At 62.7% G+C, this 24,437-nt stretch carries 19 protein-coding genes; 14 read left to right on the plus strand and 5 right to left on the minus strand.

Annotation, left to right across the window (positions count from 1 at the left end; genetic code table 11):
- Positions 1-2: 2 nt before the first annotated feature.
- From G5193_RS14975 to mgtE, 13 genes are all read left to right on the plus strand, one after another.
- The gene (locus G5193_RS14975) at positions 3-848 is read left to right on the plus strand and encodes an SPOR domain-containing protein (RefSeq protein ID WP_322862996.1); all 846 of its coding nucleotides are present in this window, start codon (positions 3-5) and stop codon (positions 846-848) included.
- Between the two features lie 187 nt (positions 849-1,035).
- Complete coding sequence (gene hslV / locus G5193_RS14980; RefSeq protein WP_005342555.1) at positions 1,036-1,569, plus strand: ATP-dependent protease subunit HslV; 534 nt, start codon at positions 1,036-1,038, stop codon at positions 1,567-1,569.
- Positions 1,570-1,635: 66 nt separating this feature from the next.
- Positions 1,636-2,964, plus strand: coding sequence for an HslU--HslV peptidase ATPase subunit (gene hslU / locus G5193_RS14985; protein ID WP_005340773.1), 1,329 nt, complete (start codon positions 1,636-1,638; stop codon positions 2,962-2,964).
- A gap of 248 nt (positions 2,965-3,212) precedes the next feature.
- Positions 3,213-3,854 carry a TetR/AcrR family transcriptional regulator gene (locus G5193_RS14990; protein ID WP_421204075.1) on the plus strand — a complete coding sequence of 214 codons (642 nt, stop codon included), beginning with the start codon at positions 3,213-3,215 and terminating at the stop codon, positions 3,852-3,854.
- An 85-nt stretch (positions 3,855-3,939) separates the two neighbouring features.
- Positions 3,940-4,908 carry a secretion protein HlyD gene (gene hlyD / locus G5193_RS14995; protein ID WP_421206268.1) on the plus strand — a complete coding sequence of 323 codons (969 nt, stop codon included), beginning with the start codon at positions 3,940-3,942 and terminating at the stop codon, positions 4,906-4,908.
- Positions 4,905-6,674, plus strand: a complete 1,770-nt coding sequence (locus G5193_RS15000) for an ATP-binding cassette domain-containing protein (protein ID WP_421206269.1) — start codon at positions 4,905-4,907, stop codon at positions 6,672-6,674. Before hlyD ends, G5193_RS15000 begins: the two co-directional genes overlap by 4 nt.
- Entirely contained in the window at positions 6,671-7,780 is a 1,110-nt protein-coding gene (locus G5193_RS15005; RefSeq protein ID WP_139459629.1) for an ABC transporter permease, read from the plus strand. The genes G5193_RS15000 and G5193_RS15005 overlap by 4 nt, the downstream gene beginning before the upstream one ends.
- A 3-nt stretch (positions 7,781-7,783) precedes the next feature.
- A complete protein-coding gene (locus G5193_RS15010; RefSeq protein ID WP_421206270.1) occupies positions 7,784-8,872 on the plus strand; it encodes an ABC transporter permease in 1,089 nt (362 codons plus the stop codon).
- A gap of 295 nt (positions 8,873-9,167) precedes the next feature.
- Positions 9,168-11,714, plus strand: coding sequence for a nitrite reductase large subunit NirB (gene nirB / locus G5193_RS15015; protein WP_421206271.1), 2,547 nt, complete (start codon positions 9,168-9,170; stop codon positions 11,712-11,714).
- On the plus strand, positions 11,714-12,031 hold the full coding sequence (nirD, locus tag G5193_RS15020) for a nitrite reductase small subunit NirD (RefSeq protein WP_041202829.1): 318 nt from the start codon (positions 11,714-11,716) through the stop codon (positions 12,029-12,031). The genes nirB and nirD overlap by 1 nt, the downstream gene beginning before the upstream one ends.
- Before the next feature lie 57 nt (positions 12,032-12,088).
- Complete coding sequence (nirC, locus tag G5193_RS15025; protein ID WP_421206272.1) at positions 12,089-12,901, plus strand: nitrite transporter NirC; 813 nt, start codon at positions 12,089-12,091, stop codon at positions 12,899-12,901.
- Positions 12,902-12,913: 12 nt separating this feature from the next.
- A complete protein-coding gene (gene cysG / locus G5193_RS15030) occupies positions 12,914-14,314 on the plus strand; it encodes a siroheme synthase CysG (RefSeq protein ID WP_164535791.1) in 1,401 nt (466 codons plus the stop codon).
- Between the two features lie 146 nt (positions 14,315-14,460).
- Positions 14,461-15,885 (plus strand): magnesium transporter, encoded by a 1,425-nt coding sequence (mgtE, locus tag G5193_RS15035; RefSeq protein ID WP_040069731.1) that lies wholly within the window; start codon positions 14,461-14,463, stop codon positions 15,883-15,885.
- Positions 15,886-15,965: 80 nt separating this feature from the next.
- Here mgtE and G5193_RS15040 read toward each other — a convergent pair whose 3' ends face one another.
- Positions 15,966-16,907, minus strand: a complete 942-nt coding sequence (locus G5193_RS15040; RefSeq protein ID WP_421206273.1) for a hypothetical protein — start codon at positions 16,905-16,907, stop codon at positions 15,966-15,968.
- A gap of 348 nt (positions 16,908-17,255) precedes the next feature.
- Here G5193_RS15040 and G5193_RS15045 point away from each other — a divergent pair, with 348 nt between their 5' ends.
- The gene (locus tag G5193_RS15045; RefSeq protein ID WP_219296752.1) at positions 17,256-19,247 is read left to right on the plus strand and encodes a bifunctional 2',3'-cyclic-nucleotide 2'-phosphodiesterase/3'-nucleotidase; all 1,992 of its coding nucleotides are present in this window, start codon (positions 17,256-17,258) and stop codon (positions 19,245-19,247) included.
- Positions 19,248-19,513: 266 nt separating this feature from the next.
- Here the strand turns inward: G5193_RS15045 and G5193_RS15050 are convergent, their stop codons facing one another.
- From G5193_RS15050 to G5193_RS15065, 4 genes are all read right to left on the minus strand, one after another.
- The gene (locus G5193_RS15050; protein WP_005340795.1) at positions 19,514-20,479 is read right to left on the minus strand and encodes an ABC transporter permease; all 966 of its coding nucleotides are present in this window, start codon (positions 20,477-20,479) and stop codon (positions 19,514-19,516) included.
- 2 nt (positions 20,480-20,481) lie between these two features.
- The gene (locus G5193_RS15055; RefSeq protein WP_005357011.1) at positions 20,482-21,600 is read right to left on the minus strand and encodes an ABC transporter permease; all 1,119 of its coding nucleotides are present in this window, start codon (positions 21,598-21,600) and stop codon (positions 20,482-20,484) included.
- A complete protein-coding gene (locus G5193_RS15060) occupies positions 21,600-23,165 on the minus strand; it encodes an ABC transporter ATP-binding protein (protein WP_368176443.1) in 1,566 nt (521 codons plus the stop codon). Before G5193_RS15060 ends, G5193_RS15055 begins: the two co-directional genes overlap by 1 nt.
- An 85-nt stretch (positions 23,166-23,250) precedes the next feature.
- Positions 23,251-24,249, minus strand: a complete 999-nt coding sequence (locus G5193_RS15065) for a BMP family lipoprotein (protein WP_005340803.1) — start codon at positions 24,247-24,249, stop codon at positions 23,251-23,253.
- Between the last annotated feature and the right edge of the window lie 188 nt (positions 24,250-24,437).

The raw sequence follows: 24,437 nt of genomic DNA on the forward strand, positions 1-24,437 counted from the left end.
AGATGGCAACCCGGGATTATGTCGGCAGCCGCCCGCGACGTCGGGCGGGTGGCCGCAATACCAAGAAAGCGGCCCCTCGCCGCTTTCCTGTTATTCCAGTGCTGCTGGTCGTGGCACTGCTGGCAGGCTTTGGTGGCTTCCTTTACATGATCAATGGCAAGGGCAACGACGCCCCCACCATCGAGGAGCAGGTAAAGGCCAACAAGCCAAAAGCGCAGAATAACGGGCTGCCTCAGGAGAAGTGGAGCTACATCGAACGGCTTGAGAACAAGCAGGTCGATATCATAGAGCCGCCGACCCAGCCGGGTGTGCTGCCGCCACCACCGGCAGATACCGTGACCCTGCAACCGGAAAAACTGCCGCAGCCGGTGCCGACCGACATTCCCCAACCGGGAACGCCCATCGGCCAGCCCAAGCCCTATCAGCCCAATCCGGCGACCACCCCTTCCACCTCAGGTGCACCGGTTGCCAGCGCGCAAGAGCAGGTGATCGACCGCAAGGCAGAACGGGAACGGATGGAGCGGGAGATCCGCGCCGAGCTGGAACGGGAGCGCGCCGAAGCGGCCAAGGCCAAAGCGGCCACTCCGCCAGCCCAGACCGCAGCCGCCGACAGCGGTCGCTACATGATGCAGTGCGCCGCCCTGCGCTCGCAGGATTCCGCAGAGTCGCTCAAGGCGCGTATCGCCTTCACCGCCGGCCTCTCTTCCAGCCTGCAGGTGATCAATGGCGCCAACGGCACCGTCTACAAGGTGATGGTGGGCCCCTTCAACGGCAAGGCGGCCGCCGACGCGGCCAACAGCAAGCTGCAGAGCTCCGGCATCAGCGGCTGCATTCCCAAGAAAGGGTAATACGCTTACCGATGACGCAGGGCCGGGTGGCAACACCCGGCCCTGTTCTTTTGGTGTCACTCGCACCCACGCTCTTTACTACCCCGTTTATCCCGACCAAAGGCAGGGTTGAAAAGCCCGTTTGCCATCCCCATCTTTCTTGCCATGCACAGTCAGGCCGTCATTCGGCTCAAGCGAGGTAAGTAAAGTGACTACCATAGTTTCAGTTCGCCGCAACGGTCAGGTCGTCATCGGTGGCGATGGCCAAGTCTCTCTTGGCAACACCGTCATGAAGGGCAACGCCCGCAAGGTTCATCGTCTCTATAACGGCAAGGTGCTGGCCGGTTTCGCTGGCGGTACCGCCGACGCCTTCACCCTGCTCGAACGTTTCGAAGCAAAACTGCAGGCCCATCAGGGTAATCTGGAGCGCGCCGCCGTGGCGCTGGCCAAAGATTGGCGCACCGATCGCGCCCTGCGCCGCCTCGAAGCGCTGCTGGCCGTGGCCGACGAACACAAATCCTTCATCATCACCGGCAACGGTGACGTGGTGCAGCCGGAGCACGATCTCATCGCCATCGGCAGCGGCGGCAACTTCGCCCAGTCTGCCGCCATCGCGCTGCTGGAAAACACCGAGCTGGATGCCAGGACCATTGTCGAGAAGTCCCTCAAGATTGCGGGCGACATCTGCGTCTTCACCAACGGCAACCACACCATCGAAGTGCTGGACTACGCCGCCAAATAAGGCCACCAGCCAAACCCAATTTCCCAAGGGGTGGGCACTGCCCGCCCCGGATACAGGAACACCATCATGTCCGAGATGACCCCGAGAGAAATCGTCCACGAGCTGGATCGTCACATCATTGGTCAGGCCGATGCCAAGCGCGCCGTTGCCGTTGCCCTGCGCAACCGCTGGCGCCGGATGCAGCTCAACGAAGAGATGCGCCATGAAGTGACCCCGAAAAACATCCTGATGATCGGCCCGACCGGTGTCGGCAAGACCGAGATCGCCCGTCGTCTGGCCAAGCTGGCCAACGCCCCCTTCATCAAGGTGGAAGCGACCAAGTTCACCGAAGTGGGCTATGTCGGCAAGGAAGTGGACAGCATCATCCGCGATCTGACCGATGCCGCCATCAAGCTGGTGCGCGAAACCGAGATGGAGAAGATGAAATACCGCGCCGAAGAAGCCGCCGAAGAGCGCATCCTCGACGCCCTGCTGCCCAACCCGCGCAACACCTGGGGTGAGGAAGAGAAAGCCGACAACTCCAACACCCGCCAGATCTTCCGCAAGAAACTGCGGGAAGGTCAGCTGGATGACAAGGAGATCGAGCTGGAGCTCTCCGCCTCCCCGATGGGCGTCGAAATCATGACCCCGCCGGGCATGGAAGAGATGGCCAACCAGCTGCAGGGGCTGTTCCAGAACCTGGGCCAGAACCAGAAGAAGAAGCGCAAGATCAAGGTCAAAGAGGCCATGAAGGCGCTGATCGAAGAGGAAGCGGCCCGTCTGGTCAATCCTGAAGAGCTGAAGCAGAAAGCCATCGCCGCTGTCGAGAACAACGGCATCGTCTTCCTCGACGAGATCGACAAGATCTGCAAGCGCGGCGAGAGCTCCGGCCCCGATGTCTCCCGTGAAGGGGTTCAGCGCGACCTGCTGCCGCTGGTCGAGGGCTGCACCGTCAACACCAAGCACGGCATGGTCAAGACCGACCACATCCTGTTTGTCGCCTCCGGTGCCTTCCAGATCGCCAAGCCGTCCGACCTCATCCCCGAGCTGCAGGGCCGTCTGCCGATCCGGGTCGAGCTGACCGCGCTGACCACCGATGACTTCGAGCGCATCCTGACCGAACCGAATGCCTCCCTGACCGATCAGTACAAGGCGCTGATGGCCACCGAAGGGGTCAACATCGAGTTCACCAAGGATGGCATCCGCCGTCTGGCCGAAGCGGCCTGGCAGGTCAACGAGCGTACCGAGAACATCGGTGCCCGTCGTCTGCACACCGTGATGGAACGCCTGATGGAAGACATCTCCTACGACGCCTCCGAGAAGTCCGGCGAGACCTTTGTCATCGACACCGACTACGTCAACGCCCATCTCGGTGCGCTTGTCGAGGATGAGGATCTGAGCCGCTTTATTCTGTAAGCGCGATCGATGGATCTGAAAACGCCTCCCTTTTGGAGGCGTTTTTATTTCTCCACCGCCTCCGTCATCTACACGGATTCTGGCCCTTATCTGCGGCAACCCATTAAATCAAAAGACGTTTTCAAACCATCTCTTTCGAATGCCCGCCGTTTTTCATCCCTGCTGATATCTGCTCAAAAAAAGATCTATCAACTTCTGTGTGATTGATTTATACATATGTATAAATCTGTGCAGCAGGAACCAGAAAGATGAATCCAACCCGGCAGAAACTGCTCGATACCGGCCTCGCCATCGCCACCGAGAAGGGGCTGCGCGGCCTGACGGTGCGCGAGCTGGCGGCGGCGGCCGAGGTGAACCTCGGCTCCTTTGTCTACCACTTCGGCAACCGCGACGCCTTTATCGACGAGCTGGTCGAACTCTGGTACGCCCCCCTCTATGACGAACTCAAGGCGGTGGCAGCCAAGGGCTCCTACCCCTCCGCCATCGCCATGTTCGAGGCCACCATGGAGGCGCTGATCGGGCTGGTGGCGCGCCAGCGCGGCTTTATCAACCACCTGTTTGGTGATGCGCTGGCGGGCGAAGGGGCAGCCCAGCGTTTTCTGCTCAGCCTGCCGCGCCGCCATCCCCTGCTGCTGATCGAACAGGTACGGATGGCACAGGCGGAAGGTTCGCTGGTCGCGGGTCACCCGCTCCAGCTGATGATCTTCATCATGGGGTCGGTCGGCCTGCCGCTGGTGATCGCCGGCAGCGGTCGTCAGCTCGGCTGGCTGCCCGAACAGGCCGGCCCCTTTCTCAGCCAGATAGACAGCCCCGAGGCCGCCAGACAGCGGCTGGTATGGGCCCTACGCGGCCTGCGCCCCACCGACATGAAGGAAGGAGAAGCGGCATGAAACAACGCATCGCGATGGTAGCTCTGCTGCTGGCGGTTCCCAGTGGTTACCTCTGGTTACAGCGCCATCCTCAAGGAGAAGCGTTATGAAGCAACGCATTGCCATCGCAGCCCTGCTGCTAACCGTTATCGGTGGCTACCTCTGGTGGCAGGGGCGCCCGGCTGACGGCTCCATCCTCTACGGCAACGTCGATATTCGCGACGTCAATCTGGCCTTTCGGGTCGGCGGCCGCGTCGATCAGATACTGGTCGATGAGGGGGATAGGGTAAAAGCCGGTCAACTGCTGGCCCGCCTCGATCCGGTTCCCCTCACCCACAGCCGCGACAGCGCCCGCGCCAATCTGGCCGCGCTCACTGCCGCCAACACCTTGATCCACAAAGGCTATCGCAGCGAAGAGACCGACCGTGCCCGGGCCGCACTGGCCGCCGCCGAAGCCGCTGCGCTGGAGGCCGACCAGCAGTGGCGCCGCCAGAGTGCATTGGCCGCCACCGGCGCCATCTCACGCGGTCAGCTCGATACCGCCCGCTCCCAGCGGGATCAGACCCAGGCGCAGGTGCGCTCCGCACGCGAACAGCTCGCCCAGCTCGAAACCGGCTACCGCCCGGAGGAAATTGCCCAGTCCGATGCCCAGCTGGAAGGGGCCAAAGCGGCGCTCGCCAGTGCCGAACTGGCGCTGGCAGATGCCAGCCTGACCGCCCCCAGCGACGGCATCATCATCAGCCGCGCCGTCGAGAACGGCAGCATGGTGCAGAGCGGAGCGACCGCCTTCAACCTCTCCCTGACCGCGCCAGTCTGGGTGCGCGCCTATGTGGAGGAGCCCTGGCTCGGCCACTTCCCGAGCGGCGCCAAAGTGACCCTCACCACCGACTCGCGGCCGGATCAGCCCTATCACGGGGTGGTGGGATTTGTCTCGCCCACCGCCGAGTTCACCCCGAAATCGGTGGAGACGCCGGACCTGCGCACTCACCTCGTCTACCGGCTGCGCATCGTGGTGCAGGACCCCGACCCGGCCCTGCGCCAGGGGATGCCGGTCACCGTCAGGCTGGTGCCATGAGCTGCGCCATCTCCCTTGAGGAGCTCACCAAACGCTTTGGCGAGCGGGTCGCCCTCAATGCCATCTCGGCCACCATTCCGGCTGGCGGCATCACCGGGCTGGTCGGCCCCGACGGCGCGGGCAAGAGCACTTTGCTGCGCCTGCTGGCCGGTCTGCTGATCCCGGAAGCAGGCACCATCCGGGTGCTGGGGCTGGACCCGGTGAGCGAGGGAGATCTGCTGCGTCAGCGCCTCGGCTACATGCCCCAGCAGTTCGGCCTCTACGAGGATCTCAGCGTGCTGGAGAACCTCACCCTCTACGCTGACTTGCGCGGCGTACTGGAGCCCGAACGCACGCCCACCTTCGCGCGGCTGCTCGCCTTCACCGATCTTGCCCGCTTCACCGCAAGGCCGGCAGGCAAGCTCTCTGGCGGGATGAAGCAGAAGCTCGGGCTGGCCTGCGCCCTGCTCGGCACCCCGGATGTGCTGCTGCTGGACGAACCCGGGGTCGGGGTCGATCCCATCTCCCGCCGCGCCCTCTGGCAAATGGTGCGCGAGCTGGCCAAAGGGGGGATGACGGTGCTCTGGAGCACCGCCTATCTCGACGAGGCGGAGCTGTGCGACCACGTGCTGCTGATGGCAGATGGCGAGGTGCGCACCAGTGGCACGCCGGCCGATCTGATGGGGGCCATGGCCAGCCGCTGCTGGCTGCTGGAAGCGGGGCAACTGGATGGCCGCGAGCGGCGCGCCCTGCTGCGTCGGGCACTGGCTCACCCGGCGGTGATGGATGGCGCGGTGGCAGGGGAGCGGGTTCGCCTGCTGCTGCACCCGGGCATGACGCCCCCACCGCTGGCGGAGTTGCATCTCGCCAACGGCGCCTTTCAACCGGCCCAGCCCCGGCTGGAGGATGCCTTTATCGACCTGCTCGGCGGCGGCCCCGGCGGAGAGTCGAGTCTGGCAGCCGGGATGCGGGAAGCCGAACTGCCGCAGGGGGTCTCCCCCGAGGCGGTGATCGAGGCGCGCCACCTCACCAAACGCTTCGGCGATTTCGCCGCCACCGATGATGTCAGCTTTGCGGTGCGCCGCGGCGAGATCTTCGGCCTGCTCGGCCCCAACGGGGCGGGCAAGTCCACCACCTTCAAGATGGAGTGCGGCCTGCTGCGCCCGAGCGAGGGACAGGCGCTGGTAACCGGCATCGATCTGGCTCACAGCCCCTCGGCGGCACGCCAGCGCCTCGGCTACATGGCGCAGAAGTTCTCCCTCTACAAGCAGCTTACCGTGGCCCAGAACCTCTCCTTCTTCGCCGGTATCTACGGCCTGTTCGGCCGCCACCAGCAGACGCGGATCGACGCCATGGTGACTGCCTTTGCCCTCGCCCCCTGGCTCGATCAGAAGGCGGAATCCCTGCCGCTCGGCCTGCGCCAGCGCTTATCGCTGGCCTGCGCCTTGCTGCACGAGCCGCCGCTGCTGTTCCTCGACGAGCCCACCTCCGGGGTCGATCCGGTGACCCGGCGCGAGTTCTGGTCGCACATCAACGCGCTGGCCGACCACGGCGTCACCGTGCTGGTCACCACCCACTTTATGGATGAGGCGGAGTATTGCGACCGCATCGCCCTCATCTATCGCGGCAAGCTGCTGGCGCTCGGCACCCCGGACGATCTCAAGGGGTTGGCCGCCAAAGAGGCGGCGACCTCTTTGCCAACCGGCTCCTTGCCGACCTGTTCTTTGCCAACAATGGAAGAGGCCTTTATCACCCTGGTCGAGCGGGCCAGTGAGGAGGAAGCATGAGCATCAACCGTCGGCGACTGCTGGCCCTCTGCCGCAAGGAGACGCTGCAAATCGTCCGCGATCCGAGCAGCATCCTCATCGCCTTCATCATGCCGGTGGTGCTGCTGGTGGTGATGGGTTACGCCATCAATCTGGATGTGGACCACCTGCGCCTCGGCATCTGGCGTACCGACAGCGGCGCCCCGGCGGTGCGGCTGGAGCAGGCCCTGCGCGGCTCTACCGCGCTGGAGATCCACAGCGGGCCGAGCAAGGAGTCCCTGCTCGCCAGTCTGGCCCGTGGCGAGATCCGCGGCCTGCTGGTGATCGACGACGGCTTCTCCCGCGCGCTGGCCGGTCAGGGCAATGGCACGCCGCAGGCGCTGCTGCTCACCGACGGCTCCGAGCCCAACACCGCCAACTTCGTCACCAACTATGTGCAGGGGATCTGGCAGGGGTGGCTCGCTGGCGAGGGGGTCGCCATGCCGGTGTCGATAGAGAGCCGCGCCTGGTTCAACCCGGCGCTGGTGAGCCGCAACTTTCTGGTGCCGGGCTCCATTGCGGTGGTGATGACCATCATTGGCGCCCTGCTCACCTCGCTGGTGGTGGCGCGGGAGTGGGAGCGCGGCACCATGGAGGCGCTGCTCGCCACCCCGGTCACCAAGGGGGAGCTGCTGCTCTCCAAACTGCTGCCCTACTATGGCCTTGGCATCATCGCCATGCTGCTCTGCCTGCTCTTCTCGGTGGCGGTAATGGGCGTGCCGTGGCGCGGCTCCCTGCTGCTGCTCTTTCTGGTCACCAGCGTCTTTCTCGGCAGCGCCCTCGGGCTCGGCCTGTTCCTCTCCACCGTGATGCGCAGCCAGTTCAATGCCGCACAGGCGGCGCTGATCGCTGCGTTTCTGCCCGCGGTGATGCTGTCGGGCTTCGTGTTCGAGATCGCCAGCATGCCACCGCTGCTGCGGGCCATCACCCACCTCATTCCGGCCCGCTACTTCGCCAGCTCGCTGCAGACTCTCTATCAGGCGGGTAGCGTCTTCTCGATCCTGCTGGTCAACGGTTTCTGTCTGCTGCTGCTGGCCGGTTTCTGGCTGGCCCTGACCGCCCGCAAGACGCGGCGCACTCTGGAGTAACTCATGCTGATCCGACTCTGGTGGCTGATCCGAAAAGAGCTGCAGGCCCTGATGGGCAATACTCAGGGGCGCTTTCTGCTCATCATGCCGGTGCTGCTGCAGACCGCCCTCTTCCCGTTCGCCGCCACTCTGGAGGTGACCGGCAACACGCTGGCCATCTACAACCAGGATGGCGGAGCCCAGAGCCGCGAGCTGCTGGAGCGCCTCACCCATATGCCCGCCTTTACCACCATCATCCCGGTGCAGGGCGAGGCGGGCATGACCGAGGCCATCACCGGGCAACAGGCACTGCTCGGGCTGATTATTCCGGGGGATTTTTCGCGCCGGCTGGCGCGCGGCGAACCGGCCAAGGTGCAGCTGATTATCGATGGGCGCCGCTCCAACGGCGGTCAGGTGGCGGCGGGCTACATCAGTCAGGTGATCGCCCGCTGGCAAAGTGAGGGCAAGGGGCAACCCGAGCTGGCGGTACGCAACCTCTACAACCCCAACGTCGAGTTCCACTGGCATATCCTGCCGGCGCTGGTGGCCATCATCACCACCACCGGTTGCCTGATCGTTACCGCCCTCTCGGTCGCGCGGGAGCGGGAGGAGGGCACCTTCGATCAGCTGCTGGTCTCGCCCCTCACCGCAGGCTGGATCATGGCGGGCAAGGCGGTGCCCGGCATCATGGTGGCGGTGGGGCAAGGGTGCATAGTCGCGCTGGCCGCCCGTTTTGTCTTTCACCTCCCCTTTGCCGGCAGCCTCAGCCTGCTGATGGCGGGCATGGTCTGCTACGGGCTGGCACTGGCCGGGATCGGGCTCTTCATCTCGTCGTTCTGCTCGACCCAGCAGCAGGCCTTTCTCGGGGTCTTCTCCTTCACCGTCCCGGCGGTGATCCTCTCGGGCTACATCTCGCCGGTGGAGAACATGCCGCAGGTGTTCCAGTGGCTGGCGGCCATCGACCCCCTCACCCACTTCATCGTGCTGCTCAAGGGGGTCTTTTTGAAGGGGGTCGACTGGTCGGCCGCCTGGCCCCTGCTCTGGCCGCTGCTCGCCATCGCCGGCGTCACCCTGTCGCTGGCGCTCGCCATGTTCCGCCGCCATATCGCCTGACGTGCAGCCTTGCTCGGCTGATGCCGGTCTCGCCCAGTGCGAGATCGGCTTTATCCGACAGAAGTTTTCACTCCCCGGCTTTTGCTAAAGCGCTCTTGCTCTCCACCATCCCTCACTCCAAGCCAGCGCAGAAATCATCAACTGGTATACCTATTTTTGTATATATTTGAATTTTATCGAATTACCCCTGACGAGATATATAAATAGACACTTGATTTGCATCAATTGCCTGCCCCGACTGACTGGGTAGCCTAGCCCCAGAATGATGTTTTATTACTCCAAACTAGAGGCAATCATGAGCAAAGTCAGACTGGTCGTTGTGGGCAACGGCATGGTGGGGCACCGCTTCATCGAAGAGTTGATCGAGCGGGCCGACCCGGGCCGCTACGAGATCACCGTCTTCGGTGCAGAACCCCGTCCCGCCTACGATCGCGTCCATCTCTCCTCCTACTTCTCCCATCACACCAGCGAAGATCTCTCCCTCGTCAAACCCGGTTTCTACGACAAGCACGGCATCCACCTGCTGCTCGGCGAAGCGGTGAAAAAAATCGACAGGACCAACCGCGAAGTGCACTCCAACAAGGGCACTGTGGTCGGGTACGACAAGCTGGTGCTGGCCACCGGCTCCTACCCCTGGGTACCGCCCATTGCGGGCAGTCAGCACCACGAGTGCTTCGTCTATCGCACCATCGAGGATCTGAAAGCCATCCGCAGCGCCGCCAGGAGTGGCAAGAGCGGGGTGGTGATCGGGGGCGGCCTGCTTGGCCTCGAAGCCGCCGGTGCCCTCAAGGCGCTGGGTCTCGAGACCCACGTGGTTGAGTTTGCTCCGGTGCTGATGGCCGAGCAGCTCGACGGTCAGGGTGGCCAGCTGCTGCGCCGCAAGATTGAATCCATGGGGGTGCAGGTACACACCAGCAAGAGCACCAGCGAGATCCTGATGCATGGCGGCGAACAGGCGAAGCACCGCCTCGCCTTTGCCGACGGCAGCCAGCTGGAAGTGGACGTGGTGGTCTTCTCCACCGGCATTCGCCCGCAAGATACTCTGGGCCGTTATGGTGATCTCGCCATCGCCGAGCGCGGCGGCATCGTCATCGACGATCACTGCCTCACCTCCGACCCCGACATCTACGCCATCGGCGAGTGCGCCGCCTGGCAAGGCCGCTTCTTCGGGCTGGTGGCACCGGGCTACAAGATGGCCCAGATCACCGTCGACCATCTGCAGGGCGGCGACAGCCGTTTCGAAGGGGCAGACATGAGCGCCAAGCTCAAGCTGCTCGGCGTCTCCGTCGGCTCCATCGGCGATGCCCACGGCCGCACCCCGGGCAGCCACAGCTATGTATTTCAGGATGACCAAGCTGGCGTCTACAAGAAGATCGTGGTGAGCGAGGACAACAGCCGCCTGCTCGGCGCCGTGCTGGTGGGTGACGTGGAAGATTACGGCAACCTGCTGCAGATGATGCTCAACGCCCTGCCGCTGCCGAGCCACCCGGATACCCTGATCCTGCCCGCCTACGCCGGAGCCAAACCGACGCTGGGGGTGGATGCCCTGCCGGAAAGCGCCCAGATCTGCTCCTGCTTCGACGTCTCCAAGGGCGACATCGCCAAGGCGGTGGCCGAGGGTCACACCACCCTGGCCGCCATCAAACAGCACACCAAGGCCGGCACCGGCTGCGGCGGCTGCGTGCCGCTCATCAGTCAGGTACTCAACGCCGAGCTGGTGAAGCAGGGCATCGAGGTCAACAACCACCTCTGCGCCCACTTCCCCCACTCCCGTCAGGAGCTGTTCCATCTGGTCAAGGTGGAGGGGATCAAGAGCTTCGACGAACTGCTGGCCAAGCACGGTCAGGGCTATGGCTGCGAGGTGTGCAAACCGACCGTCGGTTCCATCCTCGCCTCCTGCTGGAACGAGCATGTGCTGAGCCCGCGCAATATCCCGCTGCAGGACACCAACGACATCTTCCTCGGCAACATGCAAAAAGACGGCAGCTACTCCGTCATCCCGCGCATGGCCGGTGGTGAAGTGACCCCGGAAGGGCTGCTGGCGGTGGCCGAAGTGGCTCGCGACTACAAGCTCTACACCAAGATCACCGGCGCCCAGCGCATCGGCCTGTTCGGGGCCCAGAAGGATGATCTGCCCGCCATCTGGCGCAAGCTGCTGGCAGCCGGATTCGAGACCGGTCAGGCCTACGCCAAGGCGCTGCGTATGGCCAAGACCTGTGTCGGCAGCACCTGGTGCCGCTTCGGCGTGCAGGACAGCGTTGGCCTCGGGGTCTTCCTCGAGAACCGCTACAAGGGGATTCGCACCCCGCACAAGATGAAGTTCGGCGTCTCCGGCTGTACCCGCGAGTGTGCGGAAGCGCAGGGCAAGGACGTTGGCATCATCGCCACCGACGCGGGCTGGAACCTCTATGTGGGCGGCAACGGCGGCATGAAGCCGCGCCATGCCGATCTGCTGGCTTCCGACCTCGACCGCGAGACCCTCATCAAGCTGATCGACCGCTTTATGATGTTCTACGTCACCAGCGCCGACAAACTGCAGCGCACCTCGGTCTGGCTCGGCAATCTGGAAGGGGGCGTCGACTACCTGCGCGAGGTGATTGTCGACGACAAGCTGGGGCTGGCCGAGACGCTCGAGCGCGATATCCAGACCCTCATCGACAGCTACGAGTGCGAATGGTCGCGCACCCTCAACGAAGAGGAGGCGCTCAAGCGCTTCAGCCACTTCATCAACAGCGACAAGCGCGATCCGGACGTTCAGTTCGTCAGCGAACGCGACCAGCATCGACCGGCGACCCCGGCCGAGCGCATCCCCGTCTACCAGATCGAGGTGGAAACCAAATGATGAAACTTGCCTGCCAACTCAACGACATCCTGCCGGGCACCGGCGTCTGTGCACTCATTGAAGGTCGCCAGATCGCTCTGTTCCGCCCGAGCGCGGCGGCCGAGGTGTTCGCCATCGACAACCGGGATCCCTTCTTCGCCGCCAACGTGCTGTCGCGGGGCCTGATCTGCGAACACGACGGCGAGCTCTGGGTCGCCAGCCCGCTCAAGAAGCAGCGCTTTCGCCTGAGCGATGGCCACTGTTTCGACAACCCTGCGATGTCGGTTCAAAGCTACCCCGTTGAAGTGCGCGACCAGCAGGTCTGGGTCGCCGTCTAAAACCAAATTCACTCTCTTTCGGGCTGCCAGAGGGCAGCCCTTTCAAGGACTCACAAGATGTACACGGAAACCATCAACAAGTGCGGCGCCAACGCGGCCCGCATCAACCGCTTCGAGCGCAGCGACAAGCTCGGCTTCTGGCTCAGCTCCGCCATGGCGGGGGCCTATGTGGGCCTCGGCATCATCCTCATCTTCACCCTCGGCAATCTGGTGGATCCCGCCATCCGGCCGCTGGTGATGGGGGCCACCTTCGGCATCGCCCTGACGCTGGTGATCATCGCCGGCTCCGAGCTGTTTACCGGCCACACCATGTTCCTCACCTTCGGGGTGAAGACGGGCAAGATCACCATGGCCGACCTGCTGCGCATCCTGCCGCAGACCTGGGCCGGCAACCTGATTGGCTCCGTTGTGGTGGCGCTCATCTACTCCTACGGCGGCAGCCTGCTGCCGGATGCGGGCAGTCTGGCCCACAAGGTGGCGCTGGCCAAAACCCAGGCTCCGGCCCTGACCCTGTTTATGAAGGGGATCCTCTGCAACTGGCTGGTCTGCCTCGCCATCTGGATGGCGCTGCGCACCGACGGGGCCGCCCGCTTCATCGCCATCTGGTGGTGCCTGCTGGCCTTTATCGCCTCCGGCTACGAGCACTCCATCGCCAACATGACCCTGTTCGCCCTCTCCTGGTTTGGTGCCCACTCAGATGCCTACACCCTGGGCGGCATCGGCCACAACCTGCTGTGGGTGACGCTGGGCAACACCGTCTCCGGCGTCCTCTTTATGGGCCTCGGCTACTGGTATGCCACCCCCAAGGCGGAGCGCCCGGTCGCAATGAGCGAGACCACCAGCACCGCCAACCAGACCCGAACCGCCTGATCCGGAGGCCCCATGGACTACTTGCCCATCTTTTGCCGACTCGACAACAAACCCGTACTGCTGGTCGGCGGCGGCGAGGTAGCGGAGCGCAAGGCGCGCCTGCTGCTGGATGCCGGTGCTCGCCTCACTGTGGTCGCGCCCGAGCTCGACCCCGAGCTGGCGGAACTGGCAGCCAACGGCAGCATCGAGTGGCTGGCCGGTGAATTTGTGCCGGAACAACTGGCGGGCAAGTGGCTGGTGGTGGCCGCAACCGATCGGCGCGAGGTGAATGCACTGGTTTACCAGAGCGCCAACCGGGCGCGGATCTTCGCCAACGTGGTGGATGATCCGAAACGCTCCAGCTTCATCATGCCGTCGATCATCGATCGCTCGCCGCTGATGGTGGCCATCTCCTCCGGTGGCAAGGCGCCGGTGCTGGCCCGGCTGCTGCGGGAAAAACTCGAAGCCCTGCTGCCGCAACATCTGGGTGCCGTGGCGGCCTTTGCCGGCAACCTGCGGGAGCGAGTCAAGGCCCGCTTCGCCAGCATGGGTGCGCGGCGCCGCTTCTGGGAGCGGCTGCTCGGGGCGGATCGGCTCGGTCAGGCGCTGGCGCGGGGCGATTGCGCCTCTGCCCACCAGCTGGCCGACAGCCTGCTTGCCGACGAAAGCCAGACCGGAGGCGAAGTGGTGCTGGTGGGGGCTGGCCCCGGCGATCCGGGTCTGCTCACCCTGCACGCCCTACGCCAGATGCAGCAGGCCGACGTGGTGGTCTATGACCGGCTGGTCTCTGACGAAGTGATGGCGCTGGTGCGCCGCGATGCCAAGCGCATCTTCGTCGGCAAGCAGGCGGGCAACCACTGCGTGCCGCAGGAGGGGATCAACCTGCTCTTGCTGGAGGAGGCGAAGAAGGGGCAACGGGTGGTGCGGCTGAAGGGGGGCGACCCCTTTATTTTCGGCCGTGGCGGCGAGGAGCTGGAGACGCTGATCGGCAGCGGCATCGGCTTTCAGGTGGTGCCGGGGATCACGGCGGCCAGCGGCTGCGCCGCCTACGCCGGCATTCCGCTGACCCACCGCGATCACGCCCAGAGCGTGCGCTTCGTCACTGCTCACGGCAAGGGGGGCGTCCGGGATCTCGACTGGCCGCTGCTGGCCAAAGATCGGCAGACGCTGGTGTTCTACATGGGGCTCTCATCCTGCGCCACCATCCGCGAGCAGCTGCTGGCCCACGGCAAGGCGGGCAACACCCCGGTGGCGCTGATCGAGCGCGGCACCCAGCCCTGCCAGCGGGTCATTCGCGGCACCCTCGATGAGCTGCCCGCGCTGGCGGTGGGGGTCGAGAGTCCTGCGCTGATCATGGTGGGATCCGTGGTGACGCTGGCCGACCGGCTCGCCTGGTTTGGCGAGGCACCACAGCGCCAGCGAGCCCTCGCCTGAGGGATCATCGGCAACTCACCATGAGGCCACCAGCAGGTGGCCTCACTTTTACCCCCCTCTTCTCCCATCACGGTCATAACCTGTTGTTTTAAGTCTGGTATCCTATGGGCATTGAGCCCTTGGCTACCATCTCAGGAATTCATCCCATGTCTCTTCCCATCAAGAACAGCGCCCGGCAGCGCGCGGATGACAGATCCCGCATTCTCACCCTGCTGCTGCGCGATGATGCCCTCACCGACAGCCTGCTCGATCCGCAGGTGGTGCAGGATGCCGAGCAACGCGATCAGACCAGCGAACTCACCACACTGGTCAACGGGCTGCCTGCCGCCGACGTCGCCGATGCGCTGGAGTCGCTGCCGCCTGATGAACGTCATGCCCTGTGGGCACTGGTGGAGGAGGATAAGCGCGGCCAGATCCTGGTCGAGGCCTCAGAGACGGTGTGGGACAGCCTTATCAGCGGGATGAGCGACAAGGAGCTGCTGCACGCCCTGCGCACCCTAGATATCGACGACCAGATCTATCTGGGCCAGTACCTGCCCCGCAACCTGATGGGGCGGCTGCTCACCTATATGGCCCCCGCCGACCGGGATCGGGTGCGGGAGGTGATCCGCTACGGCAAGCACACCGTCGGCGCCATGATGGACTTCGAGATCATCACCATCCGCCCCGAGGTGAGTCTGGCCACGGTGCAGCGCTATCTGCGGCTGCGCGGCAAGATCCCCGCCAACACCGACAAGCTGTTCGTCATCGATCGGCGCAACCACCTGCTGGGGGAGCTGGCCCTCACCACTGTCCTGCTGCACAAGCCCGCTACCTTGGTGAGCGACGTGATGGAGCGTGATCCGGTCACCTTCGATCCGGAGGATAACGACGAAGCGGCCGCCCGCACCTTCGAACGGGATGACCTGCTCTCCGCCGCCGTGGTGGATGGCAAGGGCAAGCTGATGGGCCGCCTCACCGTCGAAGAGGTGGTGGATCTGGTCTATGAGGAGAGTGACACCGACCTGCGCCGGATGGGGGGTATCAGCGAGGATGAAGACGTGTTCGCCCCGGTCTCCAAGGCGGTCAAGACCCGCTGGGCCTGGCTTGCCATCAACCTCTGTACCGCCTTTGTCGCCTCGCGGGTGATCGGCCTGTTCGAGCACACCATCTCCCAGCTGGTGGCACTGGCGGCGCTGATGCCCATCGTCGCCGGTATCGGCGGCAACACCGGCAACCAGACCATCACCATGATAGTGCGGGCGCTGGCGCTGCAGCACATTCAGGCGGGCAACCTCTCCTTCCTGCTGCTGCGGGAACTCGGGGTCGCCTTTATCAACGGGCTGGTGTGGGGCGGCACCATGGGCATTGCCACCTACCTGCTCTATCAGGATGCGGCGCTCGGCGCCGTGATGACCCTGGCCATGATGCTCAACCTGCTGGTGGCCGCCCTGATGGGGGTGATTATCCCCATGACCATGACCCGCCTCGGCCGCGACCCGGCGGTGGGAGCCAGCGTGATGATCACCGCCATCACCGACACCGGCGGCTTCTTTATCTTCCTCGGGCTGGCGACACTCTTCCTGCTGTAAACCGTGCGTTGAAAACAACAAGGGAGCCACTGGCTCCCTTGTTGTTTCAGGCGCGTTTGCCCACCCCTGCCGTTAGCTGCTTATCGCTTGTCAGCGGTGATCAGCAAGCCATTGGTGTCGGGGAAGCCGATGACCAACGCCTCTTTTTTGGCATCCGTGTTATAGGTGGTGACATAGGCAACGCTGTTATCCATCGCCCGGGCCAGAGCGGCATTCCAGAGGTTTTCGATCGGCGTGGCGGCAGCGGATTGCTTGAAGTTGCACTTGCCAAACCCGGTCATGGTCAGCTTGCTCAACCCGGCAGTGGCACTCCCCTCGCCCACCAGCGTACAACCTGCCGCCGGAAACTCGATCGCCACCGTCAGCTTGCCGCCGTTGTTGGTGGTATCCACCTTGCCCACCATGTCGCTGCTGAAGCCATCGCTGTCCGTGGCACTCCAGCTGGCCGTGGTCACCGCTTTGGTGGCCAGGGCCGTCACCGCCACATGACCGCTGAAACCGGAATAGATGGGGGAATTGTCGGAGAACTTGGTGCCGGTTCGGGTGAAATCAAAAACCCAGCGCTTGATCTCCTTGCCCTGCAGATCGATGACCGGCTGCTCCTGGAAGGTGATGAGGTTGTGGTCGTTGGTCACCGAGCTGAGCGCCGTGCTGGTGCCGAGCCGCTCGCTGGTGCGGATCAACTGCACCGGGTAGATCCCGTCTTTGTCGGCTTTCTGGTCAGCCTGACCCAGCCACTGGCTGTTGGTCTCGACCTTGCCCACCTGATGATCCACCCAGACACCCCAGTACTGCACGGTTTCACCCTTCGGGTAGACCAGCGCCAGACCATCCAGATCCTTGATCATGCGCGGCGTCGCCTTGTCGCCGTCGCGGCTCATCAGATTCGCTTGGTAAAGACCCGCCTCCGGCAGGGCCAGTGGCACCCGCTTGGCGATGCTGTTGGCAGCTTTTTCGCTGTCACAGGCAGACAGGGCCGCAGCGCAGGCGATGGCCAGCAGCGCTTTGTTGTGCATTTTCATGAGGTTTTATTCCTTGCTGTCGCTTTGTAATTTTTAGATGCAATCAATCGCCGCTGAATTTAAGGGAAAGGTCATCTATCAGTCGAATGGAGATCTGTAACCAACCATTACAGCCTCGCAGGAACGGCAGGCCGCGCAGCTTGCCCCGACCGCACTGCGGTAACGACAGGGTGACTAACGGCGGAAAAGCAGCGAGGGTAGCGACCCGAAAAAACAGATGAAAATCAGAGCCATAACTCTATTAACAGGAAGGCAATTAACCCGAATTGCCAGCCGGCTCACAATAGGATTCTTTTGCTATCGATAGAATGCACCACGCTGGCATACCCATAACAAGAGAATTCAACAATGAAAACCACCCTCAAACTGAGCGCGGTGGCAGTTATCTTTTTGCTGTCCGGCTGTGACGACAACAACTCTCAGGCCCCCGGTGATCTCACCCTGCGGCTGATCGAAACCTCTGATATCCACTCCAACCTGCTGAGCTACGACTACTACCAGAACAAGCCGGATGCCTCGCTGGGCTTTGCCCGCACCGCTGTGCTGATCCGCAAGGCCCGCGAAGAGAACGCCAACAACTTGCTGATCGACAACGGCGACCTGATCCAGGGCACCCCGCTGGCCGACTATATCCACGACCAGCAGGTCAAACAGCAGTGGCTGAGCAAGCAGACCCACCCCGCCATCAAGGCGCTCAACACCATGAGCTATGATGTCGGCAACCTGGGCAACCACGAATTCAACTTCGGTCTCGACTTCCTCTCAGAGACCCTGAAAGGGGCCAACTACCCCTACATCAACGCCAACGTCTTCCAGGCCGATGCCTTCAGCCGTGATGGCAAGGGCACCATCGACTGGAGCAAGCAGAAGTTCAAACCCTATGTGGTGCTGGATCGTCAGGTGAAGGATGCCAACGGCAATACCCAGACCATCAAGGTCGGTGTGCTGGGCCTGACCCCGCCCCAGATCACCCAGTGGGACAAGCGCAATCTGGAAGGCAAGGTGGTGGTGGCCGATATGGTCGAGACCGCCGAGCACTATGTACCCGAAATCCGCGCCAAGGGCGCAGACATCGTCGTGGTCGTGGCCCATACCGGCATCATAGGTGACCCGCGCGAACCCATGATGGAGAACGCCGCACTGCCGCTGGCCAAGGTGAAGGGGGTCGATGCCCTGCTGCTGGGCCACGCCCACCGCACCTTCCCGGGTGACTACCCCAACATGACCGACGTGGACAACGAGAAAGGCACCCTGGCGGGGGTACCGACCGTGATGCCGGGTGTCTGGGGTAACCACCTCGGCATCATCGACCTGCACATGACCTGGAAAGAGGGTCGCTGGGAAGTGGCCTCCAGCCAGTCCCAGCTGCGCAAGATCGACAGTAGCGCCACCAGCACCGAAGATCAGGCGGTAGTCGATCAGGTCATTGCCGAGCACGAGCAGGCCAACCAGTGGCTGGACGAGCCCCTCAGCAAGATCACCAAGCCAATCCACAGCTTCTTCGCGCTGGTACAGGATGACCCCTCCATCCAGATCGTCAGCGACGCCCAGCTGTGGCATGCCAAGAAACTGCAACAGGATGGTCAGCTCAAGGAGAAATGGCCCATCCTCTCCGCCGCCGCGCCATTCCGTGGCGGTCGCAACGGTCCGACCGACTTCACCTATGTACCGACTGGCGATATCTCCCTGCGCAACGTGGCCGACCTCTATGTCTACCCCAACACCCTGCAGGTGGTCGCCATCAATGGCGCGACCGTACAGGAGTGGCTGGAGAAGAGCGCCGTCCAGTTCAACAAGATCGATGCCGCCAGCACCGCTACCCAGTGGTTGGTGAACGAGAAGTACCGCACCTACAACTTCGACGTGATCGACGGGGTGAACTATCAGGTCGATGTGACCAAACCCGCCCGTTACGATGTGGATGGCAACAAGGTGAGTGACAGCTATCGCATCACCAACCTCACCTATCAGGGCAAGGCGATCGACCCGACCCAGATGTTCTACGTGGTGACCAACAACTACCGCGCCAGCGGTGGTGGCAACTTCCCGGGCATCAACGCCAAGGTGATCGTCCATGAAGATCAGTTCGAAACCCGCGAAGTGCTCTCCGAATACCTCAAGGATCTGGCAGAGAAGAATCCGGCCGGTTTCGAGCCCCCGGCAGACAACAACTGGCAGCTGGCACCCCTGCCCGCCAATCTGGATCTGCGCATCTACAGCTCGCCACGCAGCGAGGCGCAAGCCCTGACCGGTGGCAAGCTGAACTATGTGGAGACCCTGCCACCCACCGATGCCAAACACCCCGGCTTTGGCGTCTACAAGCTGGTGCTGGCACCCTGAACCTCAGGGTTCATCCGGCAATAACCTCTGCAACCCCCTCCTGATACGAGGGGGTTTTTAATGGTACTGGCAGCGGGATATGCACCTGTAAGCCAGCCGCTCCCCGCAGCAACTCACGCAGCCCCTTTATCCCTTCACGCCATCGCCTCCCTCTATCACACCATCCAGATCCCGACTGATCTGTCCCATCCCGCCCATAAAAAAACAGGCCCACCGAAGTGGGCCTGCTGTTATCTGTGTAGTCGGGACTATCGCGATAGAGGGCGCTACTCCCGTTCCTTCACATAGGGGGTGCCGAGCGCCTTCGGCGCCACCGCACGGCCGATAAAGCCGGCCAGCAGGAACACGGTCAGGATGTAGGGCAGTGCCTCGATGGCCTGCACCGGAATGGCGAAGCCGCCGATGCTGACCCCTTGCAGCCGGATGGCGACCGCATCGAGGAAGCCGAACAGCAGGCAGGCTGCCATGGCATTCCAGGGACGCCACTTGCCGAACACCAGCGCCGCCAGTGCCATAAAGCCCTTGCCCGCACTCATGTTGGGGATGAACTGGGCCGTCTGGGCGACCGCCAGATAGGTGCCACCGATACCGGCCAGCAGGCCGCCGATAAGGAGCGCGGTGTAGCGCATCCGCACCACAGAGATACCGGCGGTATCGACCGCTGCGGGCGCCTCACCCACCGCCCGCAGACGCAGACCGAAGCGGGTACGGAACATCACCCACCATGCCAGCGGCACGCAGGCGAACGCCACGTACTCCAGCAGGGAGTGGCCGCTCAGCAGCTCGCTGTAGAGCTGGCCGATCACCGGCACATCCCACAGCTCCTTGGCATAGGGCAGATCGATGGGGGCGAAACGGGCATCACCGGAGAGCGCCGGGGTCTGGCCACCCTGATCGAACCAGTAACGGCCCAGGGTCACGGTCAGACCGGCCGCCAGAATGTTGATGGCCATCCCGCTCACCACCTGATCACCGCGGTGGGTGATGGTGGCAAAGCCGTGCATCAGGGCAAACAGGATGGAGACACCCACCCCGGCCCCCAGACCTACCCAGGCAGAACCGGAGACCGCAGCCGCCGCACCACTGGCGAACGCCGCCGCCAGCAGTTTGCCTTCCAGCGCGATGTTGACCACCCCGGAGCGCTCGCAAAACATGCCCGCCATGGCGGCGAGAATGAGCGGCGGCGCAGTACGAATGGTCGCATCCAGCATCAGGATCAGAATTTCAAACATGATCAGACTCCTTTAGCTTGTGCGGCTGAGCGGTTGGCAAACGCCAGATAGAGCTGCTCGATGCGCGGACGCATCATGTGCTCAAGGGCGCCACAGAACAGGATCACCAGACCCTGCAACACCACCACGATGTTGCGGTCGACACCGAACTCGAAGCTGAGCTCGGCGCCCCCCTGATAGAGGAAACCAAACAGCAGACTAGCGATGATGACGCCCACCGGATGGTTGCGCCCCATCAGCGCCACCGCGATACCGGTGAAACCGAACCCTTCCACGAAGTTGAGCTTGATCTGGTGCAGCTCACCCTGCAGCACGTTGAGGGCAAAGAAGCCCGACAGCATGCCGGAGATGACCATCGCCAGGATCACCACCTTGGGATAGGAGATACCGGCGTAAGCGGAGGCGCTTTGGCTGGCGCCGACCGAGCGGATCTCGTAACCCCAGCGGGTGTGCCAGATAAAGACCCACACCAGCGCCGCACAGATCAGCGCCCAGAAGAAGCTGATATTGAGCGGGCTGTTGGGGATCTCCATCCCGAACAGGTTCGCCAGCCCGCTCATCTTGGGCAGCCAGCTTGCTTCGGCAAACACCTTGCTCTCGGTCGCCATCGAGCCGGGCGGCTTGAACACCTCCACCAGCAGATAGGCCATCAGCGAGGCGGCGATGAAGTTGAACATGATGGTGGTGATCACGATGTGGCTGCCGCGCTTGGCTTGCAGCCAGGCCGGAATAAAGGCCCAGGCCGCACCGAACAGACCACCGGCAATGATGGAGAGCGGCAACAGCAGGGCAAACGGCAGCACATCGCCGAGCATCAGGCAGACCAGACCGACACCGAGACCGCCGATATAGGCCTGACCTTCGCCACCGATATTGAACAGGCCGGCGTGGAAGGCGACCGCCACCGACAGACCGGTAAAGATAAAGCCGGTTGCGTAGTAGAGGGTGAAGCCGACCCCTTCACCTGTGCCGAACGCGCCGTACCACATGATCTTGGCGGCATCGACCGGGTTGATGTCGAGGTAGTAGAACAGAATGGCCGACACCAGGAAGGCCAGCAGGATGTTGACCGCAGACAAGACGCCTACGGAGACCCAGGCAGGAATACGTACTTGGCTCATCAGTGGGCCTCCTTGGCTACTTCATCGGGAACGATATTCGCCATCATCAGACCAATGGTGCGCTCATCCGCCTTGGCACCATCCAGCTCACCGACGATGCGACCATCGGCAATGACCAGAATCCTGTCAGCGAGGCTCATGATCTCGTCCAGCTCCACCGAGACCAGCAACACCGCCTTGCCCTTGTCGCGCATGGCGATGATCTGCTGGTGGATATACTCGATGGCGCCGATGTCGACCCCGCGGGTCGGCTGGCCAATCAGCAGCACATCCGGGTCCTGCTCCACTTCACGGGCAATCACCAGCTTCTGCTGGTTGCCACCGGAGAAGTTGGCGGTCTTGTGATCGGGATGGGGCGGGCGCACGTCCCACTTCTCCATCTTGGCCTGACAATCCTGCTGGATCGCCTCCTTGTTCTGCAGCCACCCCTTGTTGTATTGCGGGCGACGGTGATAACCGAGAATAAAGGCCTCTTTCGCCTCGAAGCGGTTGATCAGCCCCATCTTGTGGCGATCTTCCGGCACATGACCGAGGCCGTAGTTGCGCACCAGCTCGGGATCGGCCGGGTGCTCCGCGCTCACCTTGTGCACGCCGCTGCGGCTGCTGATGGTGAAGCCACCCTTGCTCGGCTTGAGAATGCCGCCAAGCAGGCTGAGCAGTTCGGACTGGCCGTTGCCGGAGACCCCGGCGATGCCGACCACTTCACCGGCCCGCACCTCGAAGCTGACCGATTTGACCCGCTCCACCTTGCTGGCGTCGAAGTAGCTGAGCCCTTCGATCTTAAGCTTGGCTTCACCGGGCTGGGTTGGCCCCTTGTCGACCTTGAGGCGCACCTTGCGGCCCACCATCAGCTCGGCCAGCTGCTCCTTGTCGGTATCCTTGGTGGCGACGTGGGCCACCATCTCGCCACGGCGCATGATGGAGACCTGATCGGTAATGGCCAGGATCTCCCGCAGCTTGTGGGTGATAAGGATGATGGTCGCCCCCTGATCCCGCAGCTTTTTCAGCACCTCGAACAGGTGATCCGCCTCTTGCGGGGTCAGTACCCCGGTCGGCTCGTCGAGGATCAGGATGCGAGCGCCGCGATAGAGCGCCTTGAGAATTTCGACCCGCTGTTGCAAGCCAACCGGCAGATCTTCGACCTTCTCGTGCAGCGGCACGTCGAGGCCATAATCCCGCGCCAGTTCGCCAAGCAGCTTTTCGGCTGACGCCACGCTCTGCTGAAGGTGCCAGCCGTTCTCAGCGCCGAGGATGACGTTTTCCAATACGGTGAAGTTATTGACCAGCATGAAGTGCTGGTGAACCATGCCCACGCCTGCGGCAATCGCATCTTGTGAGCCATGGGGTTTGAAAGGATTCCCGTCGATCAGCATCTCGCCTTTGTCGGCATGGTAGAAACCATAAATGATGCTCATCAGGGTGGACTTACCGGCGCCATTTTCGCCGACAATGCCGTGGATACTGCCTTTGCGAACCTTAAGGTCGATCAGCTTGTTGGCGTACACGTCGCCGAACCGCTTATCGATACCTCTTAATTCGATGGCATAGCGATCTGTCTGGTCCATGATGCAGCCCTGCGTTTCATGAAATAAGACTAAAAACCGGCCCGTGCGGGCCGGTGGTGCGTTGAGAGTCGTAGCAACTATCTAATTAGTATTTGCAGGTGTTATCGCTCATGTAGTCATGAACCTTGACCTTGCCAGCGATGATTTCAGCCTTGATGGCATCCACCTTGGCTTTCATTTCCGGGGTGATCAGCTTCTCGTTGTCCTTGTCGAGTGCCCAATCCACACCGCCTTCCGCCAGACCCAGGTTCTTGATACCCGGCTTCCACTCGCCTTTGGCAGCGTCATCCCAGGTCTGGTAAGCGGCCAGACCCACAGACTTGACCATGGAGGTCAGCATGGTGCCCGGTTGCAGGTGGTTCTGGTTGGAGTCCACACCGATGGCGAACTTGCCGCTGTCCTTGGCTGCCTGATAGACACCGATACCGGTACCGCCAGCTGCGGCGTAAACCACGTCAGCGCCCTTGGCGAACTGGGACTTGGCCAGCTCGGCACCTTTGGCCGGGTCAGCAAACGCGGCCGGGGTAGAGCCCGCCATGTTCTGGAACACTTCGATCTTCGGATTGACGAACTTGGCCCCCTGCTCGTAACCGCACTGGAATTTGCGGATCAGCGGGATATCCATACCACCCACGAAGCCGACCTTGCCGCTCTTGGAAGCGATGGCAGCCAGCGCGCCCACCAGGAAGGAACCTTCATGCTCCTTGAAGATGACGGACTGGACGTTCGGCTTGTCGACCACCATGTCGATGATGGTGAACTGGGTTTTCGGGAATTCGGTCGCTACTTTCTCAACGGCAGAACCCATGTTGAAACCGACCGCCACGATCGGGCCGTTGCCACGGCTGGCCAGACGACGCAGACCCTGCTCGCGCTGGGCTTCGTTCTGGGGTTCAAACTCTTTGACCTTGACGCCCTTGTCCTTGTTGTAGAGCTCGACGCCGTTACGGAACACGGCTTCGTTGAATGATTTGTCATACTTGCCCGCGGTGTCATAAATGACGGCTGGCTCGGAAGCAGCCTGAGCAGAGAGAGCAGCGAGAGTGAGGGAGGCCACGGTGGCCAGCTTGAGCACTTTAGTCACGATCGTATCCTTGATTGTTATTAAGTGAGGGAACTTGCTTGCCTGTCAGAGCAGGCTATCTAGCACGCAGGCTTACTCTAAGTCAGCCCCGATGCGGGTCAAGCAAATGATAAGGGAAAAACGTTTGCGTTAACGGTTTGAATTCTAAGCAAATAACCTTATAAGCAGTTGTTTTTTAGCTACTTTTC

Source organism: Aeromonas sp. 601027 (assembly GCF_049174455.1).
GTDB classification, from domain to species: domain Bacteria; phylum Pseudomonadota; class Gammaproteobacteria; order Enterobacterales; family Aeromonadaceae; genus Aeromonas; species Aeromonas veronii_A.

What these genes read in the sequence shown, in the direction of transcription:
- G5193_RS14975 (WP_322862996.1), top strand. Translation starts at nt 3, where the DNA reads ATGGCAACCCGGGATTATGTCGGCAGCCGCCCGCGACGTCGGGCGGGT.
- hslU (WP_005340773.1), top strand. Translation starts at nt 1,636, where the DNA reads ATGTCCGAGATGACCCCGAGAGAAATCGTCCACGAGCTGGATCGTCAC.
- G5193_RS14990 (WP_421204075.1), top strand. Translation starts at nt 3,213, where the DNA reads ATGAATCCAACCCGGCAGAAACTGCTCGATACCGGCCTCGCCATCGCC.
- hlyD (WP_421206268.1), top strand. Translation starts at nt 3,940, where the DNA reads ATGAAGCAACGCATTGCCATCGCAGCCCTGCTGCTAACCGTTATCGGT.
- G5193_RS15000 (WP_421206269.1), top strand. Translation starts at nt 4,905, where the DNA reads ATGAGCTGCGCCATCTCCCTTGAGGAGCTCACCAAACGCTTTGGCGAG.
- G5193_RS15005 (WP_139459629.1), top strand. Translation starts at nt 6,671, where the DNA reads ATGAGCATCAACCGTCGGCGACTGCTGGCCCTCTGCCGCAAGGAGACG.
- G5193_RS15010 (WP_421206270.1), top strand. Translation starts at nt 7,784, where the DNA reads ATGCTGATCCGACTCTGGTGGCTGATCCGAAAAGAGCTGCAGGCCCTG.
- nirB (WP_421206271.1), top strand. Translation starts at nt 9,168, where the DNA reads ATGAGCAAAGTCAGACTGGTCGTTGTGGGCAACGGCATGGTGGGGCAC.
- nirD (WP_041202829.1), top strand. Translation starts at nt 11,714, where the DNA reads ATGAAACTTGCCTGCCAACTCAACGACATCCTGCCGGGCACCGGCGTC.
- nirC (WP_421206272.1), top strand. Translation starts at nt 12,089, where the DNA reads ATGTACACGGAAACCATCAACAAGTGCGGCGCCAACGCGGCCCGCATC.
- cysG (WP_164535791.1), top strand. Translation starts at nt 12,914, where the DNA reads ATGGACTACTTGCCCATCTTTTGCCGACTCGACAACAAACCCGTACTG.
- mgtE (WP_040069731.1), top strand. Translation starts at nt 14,461, where the DNA reads ATGTCTCTTCCCATCAAGAACAGCGCCCGGCAGCGCGCGGATGACAGA.
- G5193_RS15040 (WP_421206273.1), bottom strand. Translation starts at nt 16,907, where the DNA reads ATGAAAATGCACAACAAAGCGCTGCTGGCCATCGCCTGCGCTGCGGCC.
- G5193_RS15045 (WP_219296752.1), top strand. Translation starts at nt 17,256, where the DNA reads ATGAAAACCACCCTCAAACTGAGCGCGGTGGCAGTTATCTTTTTGCTG.
- G5193_RS15050 (WP_005340795.1), bottom strand. Translation starts at nt 20,479, where the DNA reads ATGTTTGAAATTCTGATCCTGATGCTGGATGCGACCATTCGTACTGCG.
- G5193_RS15055 (WP_005357011.1), bottom strand. Translation starts at nt 21,600, where the DNA reads ATGAGCCAAGTACGTATTCCTGCCTGGGTCTCCGTAGGCGTCTTGTCT.
- G5193_RS15060 (WP_368176443.1), bottom strand. Translation starts at nt 23,165, where the DNA reads ATGGACCAGACAGATCGCTATGCCATCGAATTAAGAGGTATCGATAAG.